Source organism: Sphingorhabdus sp., assembly GCF_044374345.1.
Lineage (GTDB): Bacteria > Pseudomonadota > Alphaproteobacteria > Sphingomonadales > Sphingomonadaceae > Sphingorhabdus_B.
Window position 1 is genome coordinate 1 of the sequence record NZ_JBILOS010000114.1, and the last position, 6,115, is coordinate 6,115.

Annotated in this window: 7 protein-coding genes; 4 read left to right on the forward strand and 3 right to left on the reverse strand. The window is 57.4% G+C overall.

The window, feature by feature from the left end; genetic code table 11:
* Positions 1-138 precede the first annotated feature (138 nt).
* The 3 genes from rpsL to ACIQ5B_RS09890 form a co-directional block, all read right to left on the reverse strand.
* On the reverse strand, positions 139-510 hold the full coding sequence (gene rpsL, locus ACIQ5B_RS09880; protein ID WP_125229575.1) for a 30S ribosomal protein S12: 372 nt from the start codon (positions 508-510) through the stop codon (positions 139-141).
* Positions 511-694: 184 nt separating this feature from the next.
* Positions 695-1,216: an isoprenylcysteine carboxyl methyltransferase family protein gene (locus ACIQ5B_RS09885; RefSeq protein ID WP_397598870.1), complete on the reverse strand. Its 522-nt coding sequence runs from the start codon at positions 1,214-1,216 to the stop codon at positions 695-697.
* Entirely contained in the window at positions 1,213-2,244 is a 1,032-nt protein-coding gene (locus tag ACIQ5B_RS09890) for a type III polyketide synthase (RefSeq protein ID WP_397598871.1), read from the reverse strand. The genes ACIQ5B_RS09885 and ACIQ5B_RS09890 overlap by 4 nt, the downstream gene beginning before the upstream one ends.
* 167 nt (positions 2,245-2,411) lie before the next feature.
* Here ACIQ5B_RS09890 and gltX point away from each other — a divergent pair, with 167 nt between their 5' ends.
* From gltX to ACIQ5B_RS09910, 4 genes are all read left to right on the forward strand, one after another.
* Positions 2,412-3,923 carry a glutamate--tRNA ligase gene (gene gltX / locus ACIQ5B_RS09895; protein ID WP_397598872.1) on the forward strand — a complete coding sequence of 504 codons (1,512 nt, stop codon included), beginning with the start codon at positions 2,412-2,414 and terminating at the stop codon, positions 3,921-3,923.
* Positions 3,920-4,606: a uracil-DNA glycosylase gene (gene ung / locus ACIQ5B_RS09900; RefSeq protein WP_397598873.1), complete on the forward strand. Its 687-nt coding sequence runs from the start codon at positions 3,920-3,922 to the stop codon at positions 4,604-4,606. Before gltX ends, ung begins: the two co-directional genes overlap by 4 nt.
* Positions 4,596-5,630, forward strand: coding sequence for a UDP-glucose--hexose-1-phosphate uridylyltransferase (locus ACIQ5B_RS09905; protein ID WP_397598874.1), 1,035 nt, complete (start codon positions 4,596-4,598; stop codon positions 5,628-5,630). Before ung ends, ACIQ5B_RS09905 begins: the two co-directional genes overlap by 11 nt.
* Positions 5,627-6,115 (forward strand): galactokinase family protein (locus ACIQ5B_RS09910; protein ID WP_397598875.1); only part of this gene is annotated, 489 nt, incomplete at its 3' end. The genes ACIQ5B_RS09905 and ACIQ5B_RS09910, both read left to right, overlap by 4 nt.

Below are 6,115 nucleotides of genomic sequence, written 5' to 3' on the forward strand. Positions count from 1 at the left end.
TATCACCGAACTTGGGATCGGGAAGAATGATGCGCTTTTCGGGACGACGACGACGTGACATATTTTATTTCCTTTATCTCATGGGACCAGTGGCAGCGCAGTTGCGCGCCAATCGGCCAGCCAATGGTAACGTTCGAATTACTTCGGACGCTTTGCACCATATTTGGAACGCGATTGCTTGCGGTCCTTGACGCCCTGCGTATCGAGTACGCCGCGAAGCACGTGGTAACGCACACCGGGAAGGTCGCGTACGCGGCCGCCACGGATAAGCACAACGCTATGCTCCTGAAGGTTGTGGCCTTCACCTGGGATATAGGAAATAACTTCACGCTGGTTGGTCAGACGGATCTTCGCAACCTTACGCAAAGCCGAGTTCGGCTTTTTCGGGGTCGTTGTATAAACGCGTGTGCAAACGCCGCGCTTTTGTGGATTTTGCTCCATCGCAGGGACCTTGGACTTGGTCTTCTGCGGGGTCCGGCCCTTGCGGACCAGCTGGTTAATCGTTGGCATATCTTCACCTTGTTTAAAGCGGTTACTTTGGGTGGGCAGCCGTATTTTGCGGTGGAGGCTCAGCCTTTGGCCCACCCGGCCGATCACACAATGTGCTGCTATTCTGAGTTCTTCCCAAATGACCAAAGAGAATCGGTCCTCTGGCCATGGGAAGGCGCGCCATTAGCGCCAGCAGGCGGTCGGGTCAAGTAGTGCCCACACGTTCGCCCAGCACGGCATTTTCAATCCGGATCCGCCACCACAATAACGCAGCGTTCAATATCGAAAACGTCAGTGCCATCGCGGGTGCACCAAGCAGAAGCGGCAGCAGCGCGATTTCCACGACCACCAATGCGTAATTTGGGTGCTTGATAAACCGATATGGCCCGCGCTTCACGCGTGGGAAATGCGGCGCGCTGATGATGCGGGTTGTCCACCACCGGCCAATGCTTGACAGCGTCCAGAAACGGAATGTCTGGCTGGCGACGAACGCGTTGAGCAATAACAGGTTCGGCCCTGCTGTCGGTTCCGCAAACAGCGCAATCGACACAAGCCAGCCGCTGTGGAGCAATATGAACAAAGGATAATGCTTTGCCCCATGCTCACGCCCGCCTTCGGCCAGCAAACGCCGCGTATTCGCGTTGGCATAGGCAAGCTCGGCCAGCCGCTGGATAATGACATAGGCAAAGACAATGAGCGCCCAGATAGGCCAGTTAAACAATGTCATGGCGTAAGAACCCCCATCGCACCCACAAATCCGGGACCAAGCGCCGTCAACAAGGTTGGCTTTGCAATCGGCCCTGCCGCCAACAACGCTTTCAACACAAACAGCACCGTTGGCGAACTCATATTGCCATGCGCCCGCAGCACCGAACGGGTCATTGCCAAATCATCACCCAGATAGTCCGCAAGCGCATCGACAACACGGCCGCCGCCCGGGTGACAGGCAGGCTCGGCCATCTCGGACTTCTCAAGACCCTGCCGCGCCAAAAATGCGTCGCAGACAGGCGCAAAATGGCTCTTCACGAACACAGGAATGTCGCGCGCAAGCACCAGATCAAAGCCCGTGTCGCCGATTTCCCAGCCCATCATATCCAGCGTGCCAGGCCACACATGGCTGGCAAAGGCGGAAAGCACAGGGCCTGGCCCTGCCCCAATCACCGCGGCGGCGCAGCCATCGGCGAACAAAGCCAGCGCAACCATATCTTTTTTGTCCATCCGCGCATGGTCATAAGCAAGACTGCACAGCTCAAGGCTTACGAGCAGGACGGGCTTGTCCGGATTGGCGCGGAACAGGTCCGCAGCAACGCCAAGGCCAATGACCCCGCCCGCACAGCCATAGCCGAATAAGGGTACGCACCGCGTATCGGGCGCAAAGCCCATTTTCGCGATCATCCGGCTGGGCAGGCTTGGCGTCATGGTTCCTGTGGTTGACACAAACACAATCTGACCGATGTCGGCGGCATTGATGGCGGCACGATCAAGTGCCTGTGCCGCGGCAGCCTCAAACATGGCTGCTGCAGCGTCGGCATATACCTTTGCGCGACCGGCCCACGAGCGCGGCGCAAAATAATATTCAGGCGGCATCGCAATATACCGCTGATCAATGCCGGTATTACCCAGAATATCTGCCATGCGCGCCGGTAGCGCGTGACCTTTGGCCTGCGCCAATATCGCCAAGACCTGATCTTGCGTAATGCCATGCGGCGGCACAGCGGTTCCAAGCGAGAGCAAGCGGGGGGAAATAAGCGTCATTGGTCAATCAGCTACGCCTGTTATCGGCTTTGCGCTAGGTAGACTTTACCCTACCCCGATTTACGCCCAACCGACATATCGCCCTTTCGCAATTGCAGCGCGAAGATGACAAGCATGGCGGGGCTTGATAGAGGACCGCCAAACCGAAATTGAAAGAAGCACTGAACATGAATGCCATCACCCGCCCCGTCCGTACCCGGGTAGCACCTTCACCCACTGGCGATCCGCACGTCGGCACCGCCTATATCGCGCTCATCAACTATTGCTTTGCCAAGAAGCATGGGGGCGAATTCCTGCTGCGGATTGAGGATACCGATCAAGTGCGGTCAACGCCGCAATCGGAAAAAATGATTCTGGAATCACTCCGCTGGTTGGGGCTTAGCTGGGATGAAGGTCCGGATGTTGGCGGACCGCACGGGCCCTATCGCCAGTCGGAACGTAGCGCGATCTACACCGAACATTGCGACCGTTTGCTGGCCGATGGCCATGCGTTCAAATGCTATTGCACGGCTGAAAAGCTAAGCGCCTCGCGTGCGGCCCAAATGGCGGCGAAGTTACCGCCCAAATATGACGGCACATGCCTTTCGCTCACCACCGACGACTGCGCGAAGCTCGACGCCGACGGCGTGCCGCATGTTGTCCGCATGAAAATTCCGACGACTGGCACATGCATTGTTCAGGACACATTGCGCGGCGAGATCGAGTTTGAATATTCGGTGGTCGATATGCAGGTCCTGATGAAATCAGACGGATTGCCGACCTATCATCTGGCCAATGTTGTCGATGACCATCTGATGGGCATCACGCATGTCATGCGCGGTGAAGAGTGGATTTCGTCGGCGCCCAAGCATTTGTTGCTATATCAATATTTCGGCTGGGAACCGCCAGTGCTCACGCATTTGCCGTTGCTGCGCAATGCCGACAAATCAAAGCTTTCAAAGCGGAAGAACCCGACGAGCATCTTATATTATCAGCGCGCAGGTTATTTGCCGCAGGCGATGCAGAACTTTCTGGGACTGTTCATCAAGTCCGCAAGCGAAGAAGACGAAAAAACCTCGCTGCAAACGCTTATCGACGAATTTGACGTGCACAACATATCGCTCGGCGGTCCCGTGTTCGACACGTCAAAGCTGGACTGGCTGAATGGCCGTTATCTGCGTGAAGAATTGAGCGTATCCGAGTTTCTGGACGCCGTAAAAACATGGGCATTGAATGACAGCTATCTGACGCCGATTGCCGAAATGGCGCAGGCGCGGATCACCAAAATGTCGGATCTTGGCGGGCTTACCGCCATGTTCTTCATGAACCGCATTGAAGGCATGACGATTGAACGGCTGCGCGATGGCGTGAAGCTGGAACAGGATGCGCAACGCGCGGCCTATACGATTGCGCTGCAGCAGTTTGACGGGATGATCGATTGGCACCGGGACGGTGTTGAGGGAACATTGCGCCGCACGGCCGAAGTTCTCGATGCCAAGTTGAAGGATGTTATCCGGCCATTCTATCTGGCCATAACCGGCAGCGCGCAGGGCGTGCCCTTGTTTGACGCCATTACCCATCTTGGCCGCGACATCATCCGTGAGCGGCTGCGCCATGCCATGGAGCTGCTTGGGCCAGCGACGTCGAAAGAGGTCAAGGCTTGGACCGATTTGCTGACTGCCCCGCCAAAGGCAGAATGAGCGGGCTTTCCATACCTAATGGCTGGGAAGCACCCTTAAGCGCCGCACTGGCAAGCGGAGGCATGGCCGCACTTGCACGGTTTTTGGAGGCCGAGCAGGCGGCTGGCAAAACGATATACCCGGAACGATCCGCATGGTTTCATGCGCTTGAACTGACCCCGCTCGATCAGGTGCGGGTCGTCATTTTGGGGCAAGATCCCTATCACGGCCCGGGCCAAGCCCATGGCTTGAGCTTCAGCGTCCCGCCCGGTGTCCGGCCGCCGCCAAGCCTGGTGAACATTTACAAGGAACTGGAAAGCGATCTCGGCATACGCCGTCCGTCCCATGGCTTTTTGGAGCATTGGGCGAAGCAAGGCGTGTTGTTGTTGAACAGCGTCTTGACGGTCGAAATGGCCAAGGCCGCTTCGCATAGCCGGAAAGGATGGGAACAGTTTACCGACGCGATTGTCGGGCGCGTAAATGACAAGCCAGATCCGGTCGTGTTCATGCTGTGGGGTGCCTATGCGCATAAGAAAGCGGCAAATGTCGATGCCAGCCGCCATTTGGTGCTGAAGGCTGCGCATCCATCACCACTGTCCGCCTATAACGGCTTTTTGGGCTGCAAACATTTCTCGCAATGCAATGGCTTTCTGACTAGCAAGGGTCAGCCTCCGATTGATTGGACCTTGCCCGATGCGGTTTAGTGAACAGCCCCACCGCCGCTTCAATCCGCTAAAAAACGAATGGATTTTGGTGTCGCCGCACAGGGCAAAGCGTCCATGGCAGGGGCAGCAGGACACGCCAGACAATGCAGTGCGGCCAATCCATGACGCGAACTGCTATTTGTGCCCGGGCAATGAACGCGCTGGCGGGATACACAACCCCGATTACAAAAATGTCTTCACTTTCGACAATGACTTTGCCGCGCTGATGCCGGGAAACGGCGACGAAGCGGACGAGGACAACGCGTTGTTTCGTGCAGCACCTGCCCATGGCACATGCCGGGTCATTTGTTTTTCGCCGGACCATGGAAAGACATTGCCCGAAATGCCGGTGGCCGAAATCGCGGCCGTCGTTGACAATTGGGCGGCGCAGGAAGCCGAGCTGTCGGCCAACCATGCCTATGTGCAGATCTTTGAAAACAAAGGCGCGATGATGGGCTGTTCCAGCCCGCACCCGCACGGACAAATATGGGCCACCGATTATGTCCCCGCCGAACCCGCGCGTGAGGACGAAACGCAGGCCGAATATTTCGACAAACACCGAAGCGCGATGCTGCTGACTTATGCCGCACAAGAGGCAGCGGACGGTGCGCGCACCGTCGCCATGAATGACCATTGGATTGCGGTGATACCTTATTGGGCGAGCTGGCCGTTTGAGACCCTCCTGCTACCGCGTTTTGCTGTCCAGCGGCTGAGTACACTGACTTCAGCACAACGCCATGACTTGGCCGACATCCTAAAGTCCGTCACGACCGCTTACGACAATCTGTTCCAGACAAGCTTCCCTTATTCGATGGGGTGGCATGGCGCGCCAAGCGCGACACCCGACGCCCCGCACTGGCAACTGCATGCCCATTTCTATCCACCCCTGCTGCGTTCCGCGAGCGTGCGCAAGTTCATGGTGGGATATGAAATGCTGGCCGAAGCGCAGCGCGATCTGACGCCCGAAGCGGCGGCCGAGCAGTTACGCGCGCAAAGCAAAATCCATTACCGGAGCAAAGCATGACGCCGCTCGACAAGGCGCTATTGGACACGGTCAGTGCGGCCTTTGCCGCACAATTTGGGTCAGCGCCTGATCTGGTGGCGCGCGCGCCCGGACGGGTGAACCTGATCGGCGAGCATACCGACTATAATGACGGATTTGTCCTGCCCTGCGCCATTGGCCCATCGACGATGGTTGCCGCCAGCCGGCGTGACGACAATGCTGTGCATGTTGTCGCTGTGGACTTTGACAACGCAGTGGATGCGTTCGACCTCAAACAGCCCATCGAACGCAATACGGAACAACCCTGGGCCGATTATATACGCGGCATGATAATGGCCCTGCAAAATGCGGGGCATGCACTTACCGGCGCGAACATTGCCATCGCGGGCAATGTGCCCAAAGGCGCGGGCCTGTCGTCGTCGGCCTCGCTTGAGGTTGCTGTCGGCAAAGCCATGCTCGCCTTGGCCAATATCGAGATAGACCGCACGCGCCTCGCGCAAATCGCG